Origin of the sequence: Ruegeria sp. EL01, from assembly GCF_900313035.1 — a bacterium.
Classification (GTDB): Bacteria; Pseudomonadota; Alphaproteobacteria; order Rhodobacterales; family Rhodobacteraceae; genus Ruegeria.
The window spans coordinates 45,998-66,504 of the sequence record NZ_OMPS01000033.1; the positions used below are offsets into that span (position 1 = coordinate 45,998).

Sequence of the window (20,507 nt, forward strand, 5' to 3'; positions counted from 1 at the left end):
GCCCCTATTTCACGAAGGTTACGGATTTGCGGTCGGTCGACAGGACCACCGCGGCGATGACCAGAACGCCCAGAACCCCGTCCTGTACGTAGCCGGGCAGCCCGATCACAACCATACCGTTGTTGATAACGTTGACGATCAGAACACCGATCAACGTGTTCCAAACACCGCCAATGCCGCCCCACAGCGCGGTGCCGCCCACCACAACCGATGTGATCGAGACGAACATGAAGTTCGAACCCGTGGCCGTCTCGGCAATCCCGATCCGCCCGACGGCCAAGAGCGCACCGACCGCATAGAAAACACCCGCCAGTGCAAAGCCCATGATCCGCACGCGATTGACGTTCAGGCCCGAAGCATGGGCCAGTTCCTCGCCCCCGCCCACGGCATAGAAGTTCCGCCCCAACCTGGTGCGCGACTGGATGAACCATGCAATCAGCAGAAAGCCAAGCGCGACATAGCACATGATCGGAAAGCCGAACCAGCGTTCGGTCAGCAGGGACCGGAACAGATCATCCTCGACCCGGATACGGTCGCCTCCGGTCAGCAACAGGGCAAAACCGGTGCCCACAAACCCCATCGCCAGCGAGGCCATGAAGGATGGAATTTTCAGCAGGACATGCACAAGCCCGTTCACCAGCCCGATCACCGCACCGACCAGCAAGGCCAGAGGCATGGCCAGCCATCCCCATGAGGCCAGCGCGCCCCCCAGCCCGATGAAGGCAAAGGCGAAGACCACGGCACAGACCGAAACGGTACCCTCCATCGACAGGTCGATAGACCCCATGATGATGATGAACGTAACCCCGATGGCAACCATCAGCGCGGGCGCGGACGAAATCCCGATCCGGGCAAAATTGCGCAGCGAGAAAAAGCGCGGTTCCATAGCGGCAAAAAACAGGACAAGAACGAAAAGGACGATCAGGGGCGCCCATTTGATCAGAACATCCCGTGTAAGCACATTACCCACGTGCGTTCTCCAACTGAGTGATATGGCAGAGTCGACCGGCGCGGCGGCGGGTCAGTCGGGCGGGCCGGTGCAGTCACCGGCCCGCCTGGGGTTTATTTGTACTGGATCTGGCCGTTGGACGTGGACCAGAAGTCTTTCCAGTCATAGGTCGGGGCATTGTCCAGATACTCGGCCTTGAAGGCCAGTGCGTCTTCGGGGCGGACCATGATGGTCGGGCCGTAGAATTCGCGGTGCTCATTGGGTTCTTCGGACGGTTTGAAGTGACCGGTGGCCGCGTAATAGGCCAGCGCCGCGGTGATACCGCCACCCCAGTGCGGGTTGGTGAAGACGGTGGCCAGAATCTTGCCCTCGCCGACCAGTTCAACCGCCTGCGGGTTGCCGTCATAGGATACGATGGGCATGCCCTCGATACCTTCGGCCCGCAGCGCTTCCAGCACGCCATAGGCGATGGTGTCGTTGGCGCAGTGAACACCTTTGATATCGTCACCATAGCGGGTCAGGAAGGCGCTCATGACCTGATTGGCCTTCTGCGTGTCCCAGTCGGCAGGTTCAGCCGCCAGCAGTTCCGCATTCGGGTAGTCGTTCAGCGCGGTCTTCAGACCCGCCAGACGCTCGATGGCCGGGTTGTTCGACGCGATACCGCCCAGATGCACAACGCCGCCGCTGCCGCCCATGGCATCCAGCAGGATACGTGCGGCCTGTTCGGCCGGGCCTTCATCGGACCAGCTCATGTGGCTGACATAGTTGTCGCCGAAATCCCACGGATGCAGGTCATCGGTCTTGTTCCACAGGGTCGAGACATAAGCACCCGCCTCGACACAGCTTTCCACCACCGGACGGGCGTTGGGCGCGTCGTTGGTGTCGATGGCCAGCGCCAGTTCACCATTCGTTTTTGACAGCAGCGCCTTGACGTCCGCCAGCGATTTCTCGGACGAGCCTTCGTTGATCAGGTGGGTCAGGAAATCCTTGGGCTTGCCCAGGCTTTCGACAAACGCCTCGCCGCCCGACACGATCTCGTTCCAGTACGGGTTGGTCCGGTTGCGGTAAGACCACGCAACGGTCGGGTCCGTGATCGCCGCGCGTGCCACGCCGCCCAGCATGCTTGAGACCGCAGCGCCGCCGACGCCATAGGCCGAGGCAAGCAGGAAGTTCCGACGCGTGATCGTCTCCTGCTCGATATACTTCTTGATAAATGACATAGTGTCCTCCCTTTTTTGATCCGTGTCCGGAATCAAAGGCACCCGCGTGCCGCTTCTCCCCGGCGCAAGTCCCGCATACGGCTGGCGATGCGAACTTAATGCACTAACTGGTTACTTCTTTACGAAAGCACGTGTCAAGCGTTAAGAATGAGTTTACAGGGATTCATCAACCCCCTGTAAACTAGGTTCAGCTGCGGTGTATTGGGGATGATCCGCGACCGGATATTCGGCAAATAATAAGCTTGAGAGATAGGGCAGTGGTGGAAACAATAAAGAAAAGCAAAAAGCGCGATGCCCAGGCAACCAAGGCCCGTATTCTGAGCGCAGCCAAAAAGGAATTTGCGAAACACGGCCTGGGCGGGGCCCGGGTCGATGAAATCGCCGAACGGGCGAATGCCAATAAACGTATGCTATATCACTACTTTGGCAGCAAAGAGGATTTGTTCCGCACGGTTCTGGAAGAAGCATATCTGGATATCCGACAGGCCGAGCGAAAGCTGAATCTGGAAAGCCTGTCGCCGTCCGATGCCCTTGAAACACTGGTACGGTTCACCTGGAAATACTACCTTCAGAATCCCGAGTTCATCACACTCGTCAACAGCGAGAACCTGCATCGGGCGCGCCATATAAAGACGTCGACCAGCATTCAGGATTCAACGCGCGGTCTTGTCGATATGGTTGAGGGCATTCTGAAACGGGGCGAGGGAACCGGGGAGTTCCGCGCCGGTGTGGACGCCACCCAACTCAACATCACAATCGCGGCAATCGGATACTACTACCTGACAAACCGGTTTACCGGTACAATCCTGTTTCAGCGCGACATGATGGATGAGCAGGCGCTGGATGAGCGCCTGAATTTCAACGTTGATAGTATTCTAAGGATTGTTCAGGCCGAGAAGCCATCGACTGAACCATCTTGAAGTGTAGATATGTACGGACTCTCGGGACACTTCCTGTAAATGTCCAGATTAGAGATGGAGGAAGTCCTCATGACGAACGAAGAACGCGACATTCAATGCAAACTTAGAGCGCTCCAACATGCCAAGAAGATCGGCAATGCCCGCAAAGCGCGTTGGCAGTTCGAGGTAGGCAGGTCCAGCTTTTACAGGTGCGGGATGTCCCCACTTCTAAAGCGCCCGACCGAAAACCTGAATCGTTTGGATTTCCCTGGGAACTGATCTATGCTTCATTCTATTTGGGAGAATGGATCATGTCGGCACCTGTGCCGGATGCGCTGCGGGCGCGGTTTTAGAAGTTGATTTAAGAAGGGTTAAGCGGGCGGGCGGCGGCGTTGTGCCTGAAGCTTTCACCGGCAACAGGCGCCGGATGGTCATTATCGAACCGGCGGACTGGTCAGGTACATGCAGCACTTCAGGGCCGTCCCAGAGGCAAAGGCAAGCTCGATCCGCATCGCACGTTTCTGATCGAACTGATTGACCAGGACGGCGACATGACTATGCCCGAACTGGCCGGTGCGCTGGCGAATGCGACCGGCGTTCAGGCGCACCCGGATCCGATTGGCCGGTTCCTGCGCAATCTGGACTTCACGTACAAAAAAAACATTGGTCGCGACCGAGCGACTCCGCGCAAGGGTAAGAAAGCAGCGCGACCATTGGTTCAAACACCGCCTGCCAGCCGTGTCGGCCCGACCGGAACACGTTGTCTTTATTGACGAAACCTCTGTCAAAACCAATCTGACCCGCTAGCGTGGCTGGTCACAGAGAGGTGAGCGGCTGGTCATGGATGCGCCCTTTGGGTCATGGGGCACACAGACTTTCATCGCAGGCCTCAGCGCCGACGCGCTGATTGCACCTTGGGTCATCAAGGGCGCATTGGATGGCGAAACCTTTGAAGCCTACGTCGAGCAAGTGCTGATACCAGAGCTCGAACCGGGCACTGTTGTCATCCTGGACAACCTTGCCACGCACAAGAGCCGCTGCGGCCATGGCGATGCGGGACGCAGAGTGTTGGTTCCTCTTCCTGCCGCCCTATAGCGCCTGGACCCCAATCCCATCGAAATAGCCTTTTCCAAGCTCAAGGCCCACCTCAGGCGGGTCGACGCGCGCACCTTCACCGAAATATTTGAGGCAATCGCAATGATCCGCAACCTCTACTCTCCATAAGAGTGCTGGAAGTACTCAGGGCTGCCGGATATGTTTCAGGTTAAAGGTCGGAAGCTTTAATCTTTTCATGCTTCATAATCATCCCCCCATCTACCGCGCCTGCATGTTCCACCATCAGGCGTGTCATCAACCGTGTCAGCGTTTGCCGCGTGTCATCGGGGGGCTCTACCAAAGCGGGTTTTGCGTCGTCGTCATTTTGCGCGGCATAGGCCAACCTCCGAATCCCTCGTGTTCAGAGGCTAATGCTGCGTCAACGCGGGATGCGGAGTCGGATTTATTGAACGACCCACAGTCGATATCGCGAACAAGTCCCGCAAGAGCCTTCAGATCGACCAGGCCAACATGCGCCGCATCGACCCGACGGCAGGGAGTACACGCAGCACGGTCGAACATGCATATTGGCACTTCCAGAAGCAGGTTCGACCGGCGGCCGGTGAGATTGCACCGAAACACGACTTCGCCGGATTTATCAATCGCCTCATGGATACAAACCGACCGGCCAAACCAGGGACACCATCGATAAAGAACCTCGCGCCGGTCAGTAACGTGGGTGTTCTGGCGTTCAATTGTACAACTGACACCGACCGCACTCATCCCTGCGTGGCAAGTCACCCTCCCAGAAGTGCCGTGAACTCAGCGAGAAAACACCTTTCTGGGACGAGGTCGAACAAATTATGACTCTGGCAAGGAACCGATTCGTGAACAGCACTATCTGATTGATCTTGCGCTCAGAAAAGTGAAATGATCTGTGTTAACTCCACAGTTGGAGTAACCGATCTGCTGGTTTACTTGTCAAAGTGAATGACGCTTCGAATACTCTTGCCTTCGTGCATAAGTTCAAACGCTTCGTTGATATCCTCAAGGCCCATGGTGTGAGTGATGAAGTCGTTCAGCTTGAATTCGCCCTGCATGTAACGCTCTACGTAGTCGGGCAGCTCGGAGCGGCCCTTGACGCCGCCGAAGGCCGAGCCACGCCAGACGCGTCCGGTGACAAGCTGGAACGGGCGGGTCGAGATTTCCTGACCGGCCCCGGCAACGCCGATGACCACGGATTCGCCCCAGCCCTTGTGGCAGCATTCCAGCGCCGAGCGCATGACATTGACGTTGCCGATACACTCGAATGAGTAGTCAACGCCGCCGTCTGTCATCTCGACAATCACGTCCTGAATCGGCTTGTCATGGTCCTTGGGGTTGATAAAGTCAGTCGCGCCCAGTTTGCGGGCCAGATCGAATTTGCTTTCGTTGATGTCGATCACAATAATCCGGCTGGCCTTGGCCATGGCCGCACCGATCACCGCCGACAGGCCGATACCGCCCATGCCGAAGATCGCTACGGTCGCACCTTCCTCGACTTTGGCGGTGTTCATCACCGCACCCATGCCGGTGGTGACGCCGCAACCCAGCAGGCAGACCTCTTCCAGAGGGGCCTCGGGGTTCACTTTCGCCAGCGAGATTTCTGGAAGCACAGTGTATTCCGAGAAGGTCGAGCAGCCCATGTAGTGCAGGATCGGCTTGCCATCTTTGTAAAAGCGGCTGGTGCCGTCAGGCATCAGGCCCTTGCCCTGGGTTTCACGGATCTTCTGACAAAGGTTGGTCTTACCGGATTTGCAGAATTTGCACTCGCCGCATTCAGGCGTGTAGAGCGGGATTACGTGATCCCCAACAGCAACGCTGGTCACACCTTCGCCGATGGATTCGACGATACCGCCACCTTCGTGACCCAGCACAACGGGAAACAGGCCTTCCGGGTCATCGCCCGAGAGGGTGAAAGCGTCGGTATGGCAAACGCCGGACGCAACGATGCGCACACGGACTTCGCCCGCCCGGGGTGGCATCACATCAATTTCTTCGATGGATAGAGGCTGGTTCACAGCCCAGGCTACGGCTGCTTTGGATTTGATTGTCTCAGTCATTTGGGGACCACTTAGTCAAGGAAACGGAATTTTAAGTGATGATTGCACCTTTCCGCAAAGCGGGGCAATTGGAGATTTTAGAAAATCACTATTACAAACTTGCAATAACAGGCCACTTCCACTGACGCGTAAACCTCGTCATATGGTGTTAAACGCTCTGCCCGTGAAAGACCCGAACCGGATGGAAAACACAACCTCCTTACAGCAAGGGAGATCAAAATGATTGTTCGCGAAGCGCCATCTGCCCTCAAGCTGTTCTTTGTGATGCAAGGATCTGTGGTGCCAAAGATCATTGGCAGAATCATCGGTGTCGCACTTTTGACGGTGACCGTTTTGTTGCTGGACCGGTATGTTGTCACCTTGCCGCATATCTCGATCGCTGCGATGGGTATCTTTGGCGTCGCGCTTTCCCTGTTCCTCGGGTTCCGTAATAACGCCGCGTATGATCGCTGGTGGGAGGCGCGCAAGCTTTGGGGTGCAATGATTGCCGATATGCGCAATCTGGGACGGCACATGTGTGTCTTTGTCGGCAAGGGTGAGGACCGCGAACAGATACTTTCCTATGCAGTCGCATTCGCCCATTTGCATCGGGGGTTCTTGCGGGGCGTGGAAGTGAAGGCGGATATTGTTGGCTGGGTGGGTGAAGGAAAAGCCCAGGCAATGATCGCGCACACCAACCCGGCGGATGCGGCCTTGCGTTCGATTGCCGACAAAATTGGCAAGCTGATTGAAGAGGGCGTGATCAACGGGTTTGGCCAGATGACAATCTCGCAAACACTGTCTTCATTGGCGTTGGCACAAGCAGGGTGTGAACGCACTTTCACGACGCCGCTGCCGTTTGTCTATTCCCTGCTGGTGCGCAGGACGACGTATCTTTACTGCTGGCTTCTGCTCTTCGCGCTGATCGAAGCAACAGGATGGTTCACGCCTATATTTGCCGCAGTGGTGGCTTATGTGTTCTTTGGTCTTCAGGCCGTCACCAACGAGTTGGAACACCCGTTTCGCAACGTGCAGAACGGTTTGCCGCTGGACGCTATGTGTCGGACGATTGAAATTTCGGTATCAGAAGCGCTGAATCGCACGCCTCCCGCCGCGTTCACAGCGACTGATCACGTGCTGAGCTGATTTTGTTTAATCATGTGACGACATGATGGCGTGTCTTCATGTTCGGCTAAGAGGTCTGCATTTCTTGAGTTAGTACCTTGATGAGTTCCCTAACCCGTCTTGGGACAAAGCGATTGTCAGGCCGCACAATCCAGATCCCTTCTGGTTCTGGTTCAAACGACGGCAGGACCGGCACCAGCTTTCCATCCGCAAGGTACTGTTCTACATAGTAGTCGGGCAGTTGCGCGATACCCAACCCCCTCAAGACCATACTGGTGATCGCAACGCCGCTGTTGCAGCGTGATTTTCCGCTGATATGCTGATGTTTTGGCGTGCCGTTGTGCCGGAACCGCCATTGGCGGGCCGAGCCGCGAAGGCAATTGTGGTTTCGCAGGTCAGCCGGAACATCGGGTTGTCCGTAACGCTCCAGATAGTCCGGTGACGCACAGGCCAGCAAACGACGCTCGCCAATTTTTCGGGCGATCAGAGATGAATCGGGAAATTCGCCCAGACGCACCGCCAAATTGTATTTTCCTCCGATCAGATCAAACCTGTCGTTCGATAGATCGAGGTCGATGGATACCTCAGGGTGAAGTAGTTGAAAGGTTGCAATTGCGGGGGCGATCACGCGTTCGCCAAACTCGACCGCTGCAGTCATTCGAATTTGACCCGTCAGGCCCGCCTGTCGGTCTGTCAGTTCATCCTCTGCCGCGTGCAGCATTCTCAGTGCGTCCCGGCAGTGCGCCAGATAAGTCTCTCCGTCCGGGTTTAGAGAAACCTGCCGGGTTGTTCTGGTGAACAGTTTTACGCCAAGCCTGTCTTCGAGCTCGGAAATTCGCCGGCTGACGCTGGCCACTGTCGTGTTCAGCATGTCAGCAGCGACCGTGAAGCTGCCTGTTTCGGCCACAGCCACAGCCTCATCGACACCGCGCCAGTTCATTGTTGCAAATTTGTAAAAGTAATTGTCATCTTTCCATTATTATCACCAACCGTGGAAAGGTCTAGATCGTTTTCATCGCTGAAAGGAAACGGAAATGACACTTCTGAAATTGAAAACCACTTCGGCAATCCTGGGCCTTGGCCTGATGGCCACGCAAGCCGCTGCATCGGGATGTGATGCACTGACGGATCATGCAACTCTGACAGCAGCGCTGCAAGCCAGCACTGCGACGACATCGGAAACCACCAATGGCGGGCTTGAGCTGAACATGTGGGCCACTGTTGTTGATCGCGATGGTGTTGTTTGCGCCGTTGCCATGACAGGCGAAGACCGCGGTGATCAATGGCCGGGCAGTCGGGTGATTTCTGCGCAAAAGGCCAACACGGCCAACGCCTTCAGCCTGCCTGGTCTGGCACTCTCCACTGCCAACCTGTATTCGGCAACACAGCCGGGCGGCAGCCTGTTCGGCCTGCAATTCTCCAACCCGGTCAACCCACAGGCCGCGTATGGCGATGCGATGGCCTATGGCACTGAACATGATCCCCTGGTCGGACAACAACCCGGTGGTGTAAACGTCTTTGGTGGCGGTCTGGCGCTTTATGATGCGCAAGGCGCGCTGATTGGTGCGATTGGCGTGAGCGGCGACACCTCCTGTGCGGATCACAACATTGCATGGCGTACACGCGATGCCTTGAATCTGGCGACAGTACCCGGTGGTGTTAGTGCCAAAGGTGACGACGGCATTGTGTATGACATCACAGACGGTGCAAGTGTATCTGGCTTTGGACACCCTACCTGCGGCGGCACTGAGAATACAATTGCCACCGCGATTGGTGCGGGTCAGTAGTTCACTGGCACCAGAACCACTAAGAAACACCAGAGGTCGCGCAATTATTGTGCGACCTTACCTTCGATATCCAACCAAATCGCGTTGTCCTACTGGTGGTTGCGATAGTCCGGGGCTTGAAGAACAGATTTACACCTTAGCAACATCAGCGGAACATCCACCGCCATACGCGAAGCATTCTGACCGGCATCAAAAGATGCGAACGAAGCCACCATACGCCGCTACTCTGTTCTCGAAGCCAAATACGAACCAGCCACCCATTTATCGATATCACGTGGCACCGGCACAACGCAGTCTTGGCGTGTCGCGCTGCCAGAAGCCACCCGTTCCAAACATTTGGCTTGCAGCGCGAAGCCGAAATCCATGGATTCAATCGAATTTCCCAAAGGGCGTGGTCCTGCGAGATTGGCCATATGGCCTGCCGTGGCAATGGTAAGACTCTTTCTGCTGTTCAGCTTCAAAGATGTCAATGCGCCATTCTCAAAGTCACATCTTGCGATGACTTCCGAGGATCGCGTGATCCCCTTGAAATCAATCTCAGTCGGGAAATGCCCGCCATTGAGCAGGATCGCACCATCCTTGAGAAGCAGCAAGTCTCTCTCAGTCACCACACCGATTGCGCCTGTCTCTGTCACGATCACGTCGGCAGATGCCAGTGCTTCCTCCCGTGACGGTGTCAAAAACCCATCCAGATGTGCCTCAAGTCGCAAAACCGGATCAGTTTCGCAGACCGTCACTACTGAGAATGCGTTGCGGAAGCAGTTGGCCACGCCTTTGCCGCAGGGGCCATAGCCAAAGACCGTTACTCGTTTGCCGTTGGTAGAGCGGTTCGTGAGACGCATATAGGTCTCGAACATGCTTTGCCCGACGGCATGGCGGTTTTCACCAAACTGCTTTATCGGGCTATCGTTGATCACAAGGATCGGCATATCTAGCTTTTCACGCAACGGCTCTAGGAGCATCCGGCCCGAAGTCGTTTCCTCAGTTCCTCCCAACAAACCGGGGTATGGGCTTTCAAGATAAAGCGAAAAAAGGTCGCCTCCATTATCGAGAAGGAGTTGCGGCTGCTGGTCCAAAACTTTTTTAAGCAGCGCCGTGTGGCGTGCTGAATCTGTCGTCTGTTCTGCGTGAACGATGACACCTCTGGAGCGCAAAAACTCAACACTGTCGGGTTGTGTGCTGCTCAGGTTGCCAGAAGCCACAACGTTCGCACCTCCTGCACGAAGCGTCATGATCAGGGCGACCGTCTTCGGTTCCAAGTGAATGCCCGTACCGATTGTGAGACCTTCGAACGGGCGCGTTTGCCTGAACTCGTCACTGATCTGCGAAAGCAGAGCGCAGCTTTCTGTGACCCATTCGATCCTGGTTCCTTTCAATTTCTCCATCTAAGCACCCCCGTGTTGAACGCCTCAATCGGCGTGAAATTGTGCATATAGTTTACTTTGAAATTGGCGTCCACGTGGCAAGAGCCTCGTAGCGGAATTTCCAGTAGTAGTATGTGAACTTACAGAAGTGGAAAAACGCCATGTCGCCGCATTTATCACCAACGACTGACTTCTGTGAATCACAAACCATTCAAACCTCTCGATCTAACGTGGGTTCCGAACCGACGTTGTGATCAATAACCTGGTGCATTTCTGACCCGGACTTCCATTTCACTCAACCACAAGATGGCACTCACACCTGAATTCGCGGAGTGTCTCTGATTTCATCTGAATCGAGAAGCCCGGCGCGACCGGGGCCTGATAAGCACTGGACCTGTCCCGATTTAGTTCCGGTCTCTTTCGAGCGATATTCGCAATGAAGGAGACTAATCATGGCACCGAGATATAGCGACGACCAGTGGGCTGACGCGACCTCAGATTGCGTCAGATTTGGGCGTTAGCGTTTCAACCCTGGGCAAGTGGGTTCAACAGCACCAAAATGATGATTTGATGTCTGGCCCGCATGAAGACGTGGAGAAAGAAAACGCGCGCCTGCGCAAAGAGAACCGGCTTCTGCGCGAGGAGAGGGAGGTACTAAAAAACCGTTCCGGGCGACAGCCCGCCTGTGCGCGGCAAAAACAGCTTGTGCTATACTTCGCCGGAAGGGCAGTTGCCGATGGCTTATTGGTGGGCTGGACCCCGTTAAAAAACGTGGCACATGGGCTGATGCGCACTTGAGAGTGGTGACGCTGCCATTGCGGTGATCCCGGTTAGGAAGATGACGAACTTGCATGGCCCACGCCCTTCACCTTGAACGGAGGATTTGCCATGATGAAGCATAAAACCGGCGACCACCCGGACCTGAAGATGGTCAAACCGAATGCAGCAGCGATTGATATCGGCTCGACGATGCATATGGCGGCTGTGAACCCTGATGTTCATGCCAATTCCGTGCGGGCTTTCGGGACTTTCACGCAAGACCTGCATGATCTGGCCGACTGGTTCCAATCTTGTGGTGTCACCACTGTGGCGATGGAATCGACGGGCGTGTATTGGATTCCTGCCTTCGAGATTTTGGAGGCTCACGGCTTCGATGTGATCCTCGTGAACGCCCGATACGCCAAGATTGTTCCTGGTCGCAAAACCGATGTCAGCGATGCGAGTTGGCTACGGCAATTGCATTCTTATGGGCTCTTGCGCGGCAGTTTCCGGCCTGAGGCCGAGATTGCCACTCTGCGCGCCTACATGCGCCAGCGTGAGTGGTTGACTAAGTACGCTGCGGCTCACATTCAGCACATGCAGAAGGCTCTGATGGAGATGAACCTGCAGCTACATCACGTTGTCTCCGATATCACAGGCGCGACGGGGATGAAGATCATCCGCGCCATCGTAGCGGGTGAACGGGACCCCGAAGTGTTGGCCGGATATCGCGACGTGAGATGCAAATCCTCCATCGAAACGATCAAGGCGGCCCTCATAGGGAACGACCGGGACGAACATGTTTTTGCGCTGACACAGTCGCTGGAGATATACGACTTCTACAAAGCGCAGATCGAGACGTGCGACCGGAAGCTGCGGTGAAGTCGTTGACGGTCCGAGCCGACAACGATCTGGCGCCGCTGCCCAAAGCGCGGATCAAGGGCAAGCAGCATAATGCGCCATCTTTCGATGTGAGAGCCGCGCTTTACGGGGTGTTGGGCATTGACCTGACGCAAATCCATGGCCTCGGGCCATCTTTGGCTCTCAAGCTCATCTCCGAATGTGGTACAGACCTGCGTGCATGGAAGAGCGCAGAGCACTTCACTTCGTGGCTCTGTCTGGCACCAGGCAACAAGATATCTGGCGGCAAGCTTTTGTTCTCTCGGACACGCCGATCCTCGAGCCGTGCCGCGGCACTTCTACGTCTGGCTGCCGTCACGATTGGCCGAAGCGACACGGCATTGGGCGCGTTCTACCGGCGGCTCTCGGCCCGCATCGGAAAACAAAAGGCTGTGACCGCGACCGCTCGCAAGGTCGCAGTCCTGTTCTACAATACTGTGCAGCATGGCATGACCTATCAAGATCAAGGCGCAGCAGCTTACGACGAGCAACACCGGCAACGCATGCTCTCAAACCTTCAGCGCCGCGCCAAGACCTTCGGTTTTGCATTGGCACCCATTCCTGAACCAGCGGCTGTTTCTTAGAAAGGCGACGATCTTCTTCGCAGGCTAAAAGGCGTGAGGTTCGCCTTTATCGATACCTGGAAGAAGATCTGGTCCGTAGAGTTTCTGTGCCACGTTTTGCGCGTTTCTTCTCGTGGCTTCCGTGCTTAGCGAACACGGCCGATCAGCCAAACCCAACGGGACGATATGGTTTTTTGGCTCATATCCGTGAGCAGCATCGGCTCAGCCTGCAAAGTTATGGGCGCCCTCGCATGACGGAAGAGTTGAGGGACCTGGGCCAGCCAGTCGGGCATCGCCGAGTCGGCCGTTTGATGCGTGAGTACGGGATCAAGGTTGTCCGAACTCGTAAACCTAAAGTCACGACGGACAGCAATCACGCCTTCAATATCGCGCCTAATCTGCTGGATCAGGATTTCTCGGCGGATGCCCCGAACCAGAAGTGGGCTGGTGATATCTCCTACATCTGGACAGGGGAAGGTTGGCTGTATCTCGCGGTCATACTCGACCTGTATTCCCGCCGTGTCATTGGCTGCGCCGTCAGCAACCGGATGAAACGCGATCTGGCGATCCGTGCGCTGGATATGGCTGTGGCCCTGCACCGACCTCCAAAGAGCTGCGGCCACCACACAGATCGAGGGCCCCAAGGCGGATTCAACCGGTCGTCGCAACAGCTTCGATCATATCCTGTTTAATCAGCTGGTCGATAGCTTCCGCCGGTGTTTTCCACCCTAGAGTTTTACGTGGTCGCGTATTCAAAGCATGGGCAACAGCGTTTAGCTCGTTGACGCCGTGTTTGCTGAGGTCTGTCCCCTTGGGGAAATATTGGCGGAGCAGACCGTTGGTGTTCTCATTGCTGCCACGTTGCCATGGGCTTTGAGGGTCGCAGAAGTAGATCTCGAACCCGGTATCGATCCGCGCTGCGCGTGTTGGGCCATCTCGGCGCCTTGGTCCCAGGTCAGCGAGCGACGCAGGTGGGCAGGCAGGGTACTAATCGTCTATGCGATGGCATCGCGGACCGCTTCGGCGCCGTGACCGGCGAAGGCTGGTCCATTCTTGACTGGTTTGCCTGTCCCGTGCCCTTTCATGCGCGGCAGGTGCAGGAGCATGGTGAAGCGGATTGTGCGTTCAACCAGCGTGCCGATCGCCGAACTACCCAGTCCGAGAATGAGGTCCCCCTCCCAATGACCTGGAACCGCCCTGTCGCTGATCTCTGCCGGGCGATCGCTGATCATCAACGCATCGGTGAGGAAAGACTTGCCGCGATTGCGTGCGCGTTCGCGCGGTAATCTGAGAGCGCGGCCGGACCGCAGACACGCGGAGAGCTCTCGCTTCAGCGCGCCGCGTCCTTGGATGTAGAGAGCCAGGTAAATGGCTTCGTGACTGATGCGCATCGTCAGATCCTCGGGGAAGTCCACCTTCAGGCGCTGCGCAATCTGTTCCGGGCTCTAGGCAGACGACCAGCGACGGCTTTGCCGGTGAACGGCCCGCCGCCCTTTCCATACCACAACAGGCCCATCGAAGGCGATGCCATCCGATGTGGCGATGAGGCCGGACAGCCGATCCTGAACGTAGTCGCGCAGGGCGGGATTGAGCGCGAGCTTGCTGGCTTTCGGCCGCTTAGCCGCACGATCAGCATGCCATTGTGCGTTGATCGCACGGTAGTCGAAGTCTCCGCCACGGGTTGCCGAGTTGCGCCTGATCTCTCGGGAGATCGTGCTGGGCGATCTCCTCAGCTTCCGGGCGATGGCACGGACACCTGTGCCCCTCGCGCACTCCAAAGCTATTTCCTCACGTTCTGCGAAGGAAAGGCTGCGGTTCTTCGGTAAGGGCGCCGATGGCGCAAGATGAGTGGGAGGCATTCCGCCAGAACTCCGAAACCATCGGGTTCCGACAGGAGCAGAGACACCGGCTACAACGGCGGCATCCTCACTGGATAGCCCCTCTGCAACGGCCCGCCAGAACCGGCATAGATTCTCACGTTGCCAGACTGGCGGCCTTCCTGGAGAGCTTAATTTGTCCCGAGTCGAACGTTCGGACTTTCGTCTGCCTGCTTTTGTCATCTACACCTCCATCAAAGGGGTGTTGCGACGACCGGTTGAATCCGCCCAATACTGTTCAGGCGACTATCAGAAACGCCTAAAGCAGCATGGCTTTCTGGTCTCAATGAGCGGCAAAGGCAATTGTTATGACAATTCCATTGTCGAAAATTTCTTCAAATCTCTGAAAGCTGAACTGATCTGGCGTCAAAAATGGGAAACCCGCAGGCAAGCAGAAGGAGCAATAATCCAATACATCAATGGGTTCTACAATCCACGCAGGCAGCATTCATCCCTTGGTTGGAAAAGCCCTTTGGCATTCGAACGAATGGCCGCATAACATGAGTTGAGAGACCGGTACTTTTGCGCAGCAAGTCCAGCATGGTATCTCGCGACTGCCCGAATTGGGCGGTGACAAGCCGAGGCGGCGGCGGTTCAAACGCTACCCAATTGGCTTCTTCCATATCGATATTGCTGAGGTCAGAACCGAGGAAGGCAAGCTTCATCTTTTTGTCGCCATCGATCGAACCAGCAAGTTCGCCGTGGTGCAATTGGTTGAGAAGGCGAACCGAAAAACAGCCTGGGAGTTCCTCGAGTTTCTTCTCGAAGTCGTTCCTTACCGCATCCCCACGATCCTCACGGATAACGGCATCCAGTTCTCTGACCAGCCACGAAGCCGAAACACAATCTATTCTCGGCCGATGCGTTTCGACATGATTTGTAAGGCTAACGGCATTGAACATCGGCTGACCAAGCCGAACCATCCTTGGACCAATGGTCAGGTTAAACGGTTGAACCGAACGATCAAGGACACGACCGGCAAACGTTATCACCACGAAAGTCACGACCATCTTCGCGCGTATCTGGGAGACTTCCTCGATGCCTACAACTACGCTCGCCGCCTCAAGATGCTCTTTGGTCTCACACCATTCGAATACAGCTGCAAAATCTGGACGTCAGAGCCAGAACGATTCCTCCTCAATCCCATCCACCAGATGCCGAGACTGAACACCTAGGATTACTGAGTACGCTGGCAGAACCGTTTGACGGAAGCGAGGAATTCGTCTGCGTATTTGACCCACTTGTACGGCGTTGGGTTCTCGTTGTGGGCCTCGATGAATGCCACAATGTCGGCCTCCAACTCTACGGTTGATCGGTGCACGCCACGCTGTACCTGCTTGCGGGTCAATTCGGCGAACCAGCGTTCCACTTGGTTGATCCATGACGCTGACCTGGGCGTGAAGTGGACGTGCCAATGCGGGCGGCGCGCCAACCAAGCTTTGACCCTCAGCGTTTTGTGGGTGGCATAATTGTCCATGACGATATGCACGTCGGGGCCTGCGGACACGTGCCGGTCAATCTTTTTGAGAAAGTCCAGAAACTCGGTCGCGCGGTGGCGTTTGTAGCACTTGTCGAAGACGGCACCGGTGGCGATATCCAGCGCGGCGAAAAGCGATGTGGTGCCGTGGCGGATGTAGGTGTAAGTTCGCCGCTCAGCCACGCCGGGTGCCATGGGCAGGAGCGGCTGTTCGCGATCCAGCGCTTGAATCTGGGATTTCTCGTCTATGCACAACACGATAGCCCGGTTCGGCGGCGACAGGTACAACCCGACAATATCCTGCACCTTGTCCACGAACAGCGGATCCGTTGAGAGATTGAAGGTCTCGCTGCGGTGTGGCTGTAGCCCGAATGCGTTCCAAATCCGCCGAATTGTTGTGTGAGACAGCCCCGTCGCGGCAGCCATTGAGCGGATCGACCAGTGGGTCGCGTCCTTTGGCATAGTGTTCAGCGTGCGCTCGATCACCTCGGCCACCTGTTCATCCGACACCGTGCGCGGGCGACCGGAGCGGTATTCGTCGGTGAGGCCTTCGATCCGATCCTGTGCAAAACGCCTGCGCCATTTGCCCACCGTGTGCTCGTGCACGCCAAGCTGTGTAGCCACTTCCTTGCTGGCAGCCCGTCGGCGCACAACAGGATCATCCGACAAAGACCGTTACGTCTTGTGACACCGAACCTGACCTTCGAGAAAGCGGCGCTCTTCATCGCTCAGCACCACCGCATCCGCCACCCTTCCAACCATCGCATCACCTCCTGAACCTCAATTCAGACAATGATACGAATTACAGTTCCGGATGACTAGGTTGCGCGATTAGACAACACCTTCAGAGCCTTGGCAGAGCAGTCTCGTTGGGCGCGTTAGTAAAATAGGCGATACGTTCACTAAGAACGCCAGTGTCGTCAAAACAAATGCAAGCTGTGCCGCGAAACTCGGTGCCAGTGACCTGCCACCAACACCAGGCGATACCGGGAGAGCCCTCGACAATGGTCACATCACTATAGGTCAAAAAGGGGCTGGGCACTCTGCCACCAGCCATTTCAGCGCCCGCTGCCATGAAATCTTCGAAAAACTGAACAAAGTCTGATCGCTTGATTCGCCCCGTGTCAGGATCGTCATAAAAGAAATCAGCAGTGGTCGCGGCAAGGCTTTGTGCCGGATTTCCGGTACGCCAGCCTTCCAGATAGGTATCAAGCCATTCTCTTTGCGTCATTTTCCCGCTTCCTTTACAGCGTTCAGCTTGTCGATGGAATTCCCGTGACCCGATGCGAAACACCAGCAAACACTTAAACTGGACAGGTTTGCAACACTACTGATTCAGCCTTTTGTTACGTAATAATCAAGTGATATTTTCTGATTTCGCAGGATACAATACGATTTTAACAAGAATATTGTTGCAATATTACTGATCCGGCATAGCATGACTTTGTATTTGGTTAACTGATCTATCCCTGTCTTTGATCTGTTTGCCTGGTGAATTGGTGCACGGGATGCCAGCAAGGAGGGGTTTAGTGACCGGAACAATTGGCCAGTCCAGCACTCCGGACAACATGTCTGGTGCAGCCACATCTTCCACGGCCAAGCCTTTCCGCAATGCGCCGCGGCAGCGGTTTTTTGAGTTCAAGAAAGATATCCCCGCCAGTTGGAGCATCATCCTTGGTATCTCTGTCTGGGTACTATTCTTCGGCGTTTGGGAATTTGCGGTCTGGCAGCAATGGGCCAACGAAATACTGCTACCCGGCCCGACCAAGGTGCTTAGCGCACTTTACACGATGTTCGCCGATAACGGCTTTCTGAACGACGTCTTGATCAGTGTCGGGAGGGTTATGCTGAGTTTCGCACTGGCTTGCGCTGTCGCAATCCCGCTGGGCATTTTGATGGGGACATTCCGGACGGTCGATGCGTTCTTCAGCCCGTTTGTCTCGGCCTGGCGTTACCTGCCGGCACCTTCCTTCATCCCTCTTCTTCTGATGTGGTTTGGCGCAGGAGACATGCAAAAACTGTCATTGTTGTTCATCGGGGTGATCTGGTTCTTGATCACGCTGATCGTGGATCACGTCAAATCCGTGCCCGCCGATCTGATCTGCACATCGGTCACATTGGGCGGGAACCGCTGGCAGGTATTGCGTACCGTTGTGGTGCCTGCATCAATGCCCAATATCACAGTCGCGATGCGCCAGATGCTGGCGGTAAGCTGGACCTATCTGGTGATCGCCGAAATCACTGCGGCGGACGCCGGGATCGGGGCAGTGATGATGCGCGCCAAGCGGTTCCTGCACGTCGATGAAATCATGGCAGGAATTCTGGTTATCGGGGTTCTGGGCCTTTTGTTCGATTTCCTGCTGCGGCAGGTGCATCGCTTTGCATTCCCTTATCTGGAGGGCCGGCACTGACCTGAAATTTACCAACCAACGGGCGCTTTCGCAGTTGTCGACATCGGCATGATGCAAGAAAAATCAGCGCGCCTTTCCAACAGGAGAAGGAGAGATTCATGAATTGGAACAGTCTGCGCTCAATGGGCACAGCCGCGCTGCTTGCCGGTGCCCCGATGGTCGCACATGCCGCAGAGGAGGTCAGGATTTCAGGCTTCACCTGGCCCGGATACGGCTTTTGGCACATTGCGATTGAAAAAGGCCTCGCCCCGGATCTGGACCTTCAGTATCAGACAATTGAAGACCCGTACGAAAGTTTCAACCTGGTCGCGGCTGATCAGATGGATGTCGTCAGTTCAACCGCCGAATTTACCCCTGTTGGCGTCGAAAGTGGCCTGCCGATTAAACTGGTGGCCTTTGGCAATCTCTCTAACGGTACCGACAAGATCGTCGCGGCCCCGGGCATCACCAGTGCGCAGGATCTGATCGGCAAAGAGGTCGCGGTTCTGGAAGGTGGGTTGTCACAGATATTTGTCGCCATGTGGCTGGAGGAGAATGGTGTGGCGTACGATTCCGTCACATATCGCAACATCATCGCCGATGATGCATTTGCAGCGATGATCGGGGGCGGGGTTGCAGCATCGGAATTTTGGGAACCCTATGGCTCCAACACGCTGAAAGCTCTGGACGGTGCGACCGTGCTGGCCCATTCACAGGAACCCATCTGGCTCAAACAAGGCGTGGTTGCAGATGGCCACTATATGTCCGAGAAATTCGTCACCGAACGCCGTGATACCGCGCGCAAGACATTGCAGGCCATGTATGACGCGATTTCCTGGTGGCAGGAAAACCCGGCTGAAGGCAATCAGATCATCGCCGACGGCATGAAGATGAGCGTTGAGGATGTGGAACTGGTGCTTGGCAAGGATGGCAGCCGCATGGATGGGGGTCTTTACGTTTATGACTTCATCGAAGCGGCGCAGTTCTGCGGATCGGCCCCGGGCAACCCGCCATTCGATCAGGTCAATGGTCAGATCAACGACCATTGGAACCTGGTCAGCGAATGGTGGGTCAAGTTCAACCTGATCAAATCGGTTCAGGCCCCTGAAACCGGTATTGAATGCGCGCTTCACAAAGAGCTTTACGATGCAGGGTATCGCGGTTGATCAGCACCAAAACTAAGGGCGAGGGGTGTCACTGCCCCTCGTCCGTCATCTGCATGATTCACGCCTGACAGGACATTGGGACCGATATGCCTCTGGACGACACTATCCTGACCGCCAATAACGTTTCTAAAGTCTTTGGTAGCAAGGCCAAGGCCGTTGAAGCCTTGCGTGAGGTGTCCTTTTCTGTTGCGCGCAACGAGTTGTGCATCCTGCTGGGCCCGTCGGGCTGCGGTAAATCCACACTGTTGAACATCGTGGCCGGTCTGGAAAACCCAACGAGCGGATCCGTGAGTCTGGACGGGGCATTGATCCACGGCCCCTCTCGGCAGCGCGGCATGGTGTTTCAGGGCTACACCTCATTTCCATGGCTGACCGTGTTTGAAAACGTGGAATATGGCATGAAGCTGAACGGCGTAGCCAAACCCGAACGCACTGAGCGTGCCGAGCGGTTCATTGATCTGGTCCACCTGACCCGGTTTCGCGACGCCTATCCCAACACCCTGTCCGGCGGGATGAAGCAGCGCGTTGCCATTGCCCGCACGTTGGCAAATGAGCCGGAAATCCTGTTGATGGATGAACCTTTCGGCGCGTTGGACGCCGAAACCCGGTGGCACATGCAGGAAATGCTGCTGGAGATCGTGGAAACCACCCATACAACGATCCTTCTGGTCACACATGATATTCAGGAAGCGATCTTTCTGGCAGACAAGATCGTATTCCTGTCGGCCAATCCGGGCAGGTTGAAAACCGTGCTGGATCTTGAATTCAAGAAAGGCGCAGACCTCAAAAATAAGGAAGACCTGATCGCCCTGCCCGGTTATCTGGAATGTGAGCGTGAGATAACCGCTTTGATGCGGGCGGAAGCAGGGAAATCGGACGGAGACGACTGATCTCGGACATCCATATTCAACCGTG

16 protein-coding genes and 6 pseudogenes are annotated in these 20,507 nt (G+C 55.9%); 13 read left to right on the forward strand and 9 right to left on the reverse strand.

The annotated features are described in order from the left end of the window. Positions 1-4: 4 nt before the first annotated feature. Both D9K61_RS12720 and D9K61_RS12725 read right to left on the reverse strand, forming a co-directional pair. Positions 5-970, reverse strand: coding sequence for an ABC transporter permease (locus tag D9K61_RS12720; RefSeq protein WP_120633611.1), 966 nt, complete (start codon positions 968-970; stop codon positions 5-7). A 92-nt stretch (positions 971-1,062) separates the two neighbouring features. Continuing rightward, positions 1,063-2,169 carry a sugar ABC transporter substrate-binding protein gene (locus tag D9K61_RS12725; protein ID WP_120633612.1) on the reverse strand — a complete coding sequence of 369 codons (1,107 nt, stop codon included), beginning with the start codon at positions 2,167-2,169 and terminating at the stop codon, positions 1,063-1,065. 257 nt (positions 2,170-2,426) lie between these two features. On the opposite strand from D9K61_RS12725, the gene D9K61_RS12730 reads away from it, so the two are divergent. Together D9K61_RS12730 and D9K61_RS27845 are read left to right on the forward strand one after the other, a co-directional pair. After that, positions 2,427-3,089 carry a TetR/AcrR family transcriptional regulator gene (locus D9K61_RS12730; protein ID WP_254055761.1) on the forward strand — a complete coding sequence of 221 codons (663 nt, stop codon included), beginning with the start codon at positions 2,427-2,429 and terminating at the stop codon, positions 3,087-3,089. 344 nt (positions 3,090-3,433) lie between these two features. Continuing rightward, positions 3,434-4,292: pseudogene (locus tag D9K61_RS27845) on the forward strand (IS630 family transposase); the annotation flags it as partial. Positions 4,293-4,332: 40 nt separating this feature from the next. On the opposite strand, the gene D9K61_RS26975 reads toward D9K61_RS27845, so the two are convergent. Beyond that, positions 4,333-4,506 (reverse strand): hypothetical protein, encoded by a 174-nt coding sequence (locus D9K61_RS26975; protein ID WP_162946865.1) that lies wholly within the window; start codon positions 4,504-4,506, stop codon positions 4,333-4,335. A 571-nt stretch (positions 4,507-5,077) separates the two neighbouring features. Further along, positions 5,078-6,205: an S-(hydroxymethyl)glutathione dehydrogenase/class III alcohol dehydrogenase gene (locus D9K61_RS12755; protein ID WP_120633616.1), complete on the reverse strand. Its 1,128-nt coding sequence runs from the start codon at positions 6,203-6,205 to the stop codon at positions 5,078-5,080. Between the two features lie 219 nt (positions 6,206-6,424). Between D9K61_RS12755 and D9K61_RS12760 the strand changes: the two genes are divergently transcribed. Further along, positions 6,425-7,330, forward strand: a complete 906-nt coding sequence (locus D9K61_RS12760) for a bestrophin family protein (RefSeq protein ID WP_120633617.1) — start codon at positions 6,425-6,427, stop codon at positions 7,328-7,330. Positions 7,331-7,376: 46 nt separating this feature from the next. Here D9K61_RS12760 and D9K61_RS12765 read toward each other — a convergent pair whose 3' ends face one another. Further along, positions 7,377-8,249 (reverse strand): LysR substrate-binding domain-containing protein, encoded by an 873-nt coding sequence (locus D9K61_RS12765; RefSeq protein WP_120633618.1) that lies wholly within the window; start codon positions 8,247-8,249, stop codon positions 7,377-7,379. A 94-nt stretch (positions 8,250-8,343) separates the two neighbouring features. Here D9K61_RS12765 and D9K61_RS12770 point away from each other — a divergent pair, with 94 nt between their 5' ends. After that, positions 8,344-9,096, forward strand: coding sequence for a heme-binding protein (locus tag D9K61_RS12770; protein WP_120633619.1), 753 nt, complete (start codon positions 8,344-8,346; stop codon positions 9,094-9,096). Between the two features lie 221 nt (positions 9,097-9,317). Here D9K61_RS12770 and D9K61_RS12775 read toward each other — a convergent pair whose 3' ends face one another. Further along, positions 9,318-10,481, reverse strand: coding sequence for an adenosylhomocysteinase (locus D9K61_RS12775; protein ID WP_120633620.1), 1,164 nt, complete (start codon positions 10,479-10,481; stop codon positions 9,318-9,320). A gap of 462 nt (positions 10,482-10,943) precedes the next feature. Here D9K61_RS12775 and D9K61_RS27850 point away from each other — a divergent pair, with 462 nt between their 5' ends. The 4 genes and pseudogenes from D9K61_RS27850 to D9K61_RS12790 form a co-directional block, all read left to right on the forward strand. Further along, positions 10,944-11,258, forward strand: coding sequence for a transposase (locus D9K61_RS27850; RefSeq protein WP_371688473.1), 315 nt, complete (start codon positions 10,944-10,946; stop codon positions 11,256-11,258). Positions 11,259-11,351: 93 nt separating this feature from the next. Further along, positions 11,352-12,101: an IS110 family transposase gene (locus D9K61_RS27535; protein WP_254055762.1), complete on the forward strand. Its 750-nt coding sequence runs from the start codon at positions 11,352-11,354 to the stop codon at positions 12,099-12,101. 5 nt (positions 12,102-12,106) lie between these two features. Further along, positions 12,107-12,703, forward strand: coding sequence for a transposase (locus tag D9K61_RS27540; protein WP_254055763.1), 597 nt, complete (start codon positions 12,107-12,109; stop codon positions 12,701-12,703). Next, positions 12,704-13,326: pseudogene (locus D9K61_RS12790) on the forward strand (IS3 family transposase); the annotation flags it as partial. A gap of 7 nt (positions 13,327-13,333) precedes the next feature. On the opposite strand, the pseudogene D9K61_RS12795 reads toward D9K61_RS12790, so the two are convergent. Continuing rightward, positions 13,334-14,742 (reverse strand): annotated as a pseudogene (locus tag D9K61_RS12795) (IS30 family transposase). A gap of 43 nt (positions 14,743-14,785) precedes the next feature. Between D9K61_RS12795 and D9K61_RS12800 the strand changes: the two are divergent. Beyond that, a pseudogene (locus D9K61_RS12800) lies at positions 14,786-15,058 on the forward strand (IS3 family transposase); the annotation flags it as partial. Positions 15,059-15,095: 37 nt separating this feature from the next. Beyond that, positions 15,096-15,734 (forward strand): annotated as a pseudogene (locus D9K61_RS12805) (DDE-type integrase/transposase/recombinase); the annotation flags it as partial. Between the two features lie 2 nt (positions 15,735-15,736). On the opposite strand, the pseudogene D9K61_RS12810 reads toward D9K61_RS12805, so the two are convergent. Then, positions 15,737-16,798, reverse strand: a pseudogene (locus tag D9K61_RS12810) (IS630 family transposase). Positions 16,799-16,880: 82 nt separating this feature from the next. After that, the gene (locus D9K61_RS12815) at positions 16,881-17,267 is read right to left on the reverse strand and encodes a hypothetical protein (protein WP_120633621.1); all 387 of its coding nucleotides are present in this window, start codon (positions 17,265-17,267) and stop codon (positions 16,881-16,883) included. 298 nt (positions 17,268-17,565) lie between these two features. Here D9K61_RS12815 and D9K61_RS12820 point away from each other — a divergent pair, with 298 nt between their 5' ends. The 3 genes from D9K61_RS12820 to D9K61_RS12830 all read left to right on the forward strand — a co-directional run bounded on the left by D9K61_RS12820 (position 17,566) and on the right by D9K61_RS12830 (position 20,482). Continuing rightward, entirely contained in the window at positions 17,566-18,447 is an 882-nt protein-coding gene (locus D9K61_RS12820) for an ABC transporter permease (protein ID WP_254055764.1), read from the forward strand. Positions 18,448-18,545: 98 nt separating this feature from the next. Further along, positions 18,546-19,592, forward strand: a complete 1,047-nt coding sequence (locus D9K61_RS12825; RefSeq protein WP_216825798.1) for an ABC transporter substrate-binding protein — start codon at positions 18,546-18,548, stop codon at positions 19,590-19,592. 86 nt (positions 19,593-19,678) lie between these two features. Beyond that, on the forward strand, positions 19,679-20,482 hold the full coding sequence (locus D9K61_RS12830) for an ABC transporter ATP-binding protein (protein ID WP_120633624.1): 804 nt from the start codon (positions 19,679-19,681) through the stop codon (positions 20,480-20,482). Positions 20,483-20,507 lie beyond the last annotated feature (25 nt).